Here is a 219-nt window from a genome sequence, read left to right as displayed (position 1 = left end):
GTCGTCCGTTAAGAAGCCGAATTGAGCGGGAGCGGACAGGCAAGCGTATGCGATAGCTGGATCAGGAAGAGGCACAAGAGTTCTCTGAGCCAGGCGAGGATACGGCGGAAGTTGTGGCCGACTGCTGAGAGCACGACGTTGGCGGCGTCGCCGGCGCGGCCTTTGAGATAGCAGCGGCCAAGGTGACCTTCGGCCTTCAGATGTCCGATGATGGGCTCG

At 61.2% G+C, this 219-nt stretch carries 1 pseudogene; it reads right to left on the bottom strand.

Annotated elements, in window-relative coordinates:
• Positions 1-8 precede the first annotated feature (8 nt).
• Positions 9-219 (bottom strand): annotated as a pseudogene (locus AC0L21_RS38155) (IS5/IS1182 family transposase); the annotation flags it as partial.

Source organism: Bradyrhizobium sp. WSM4873, assembly GCF_055811355.1.
The sequence above is the reverse complement of the archived record's forward strand: the minus strand, read 5'-3'. Positions and strand labels throughout refer to the sequence as shown.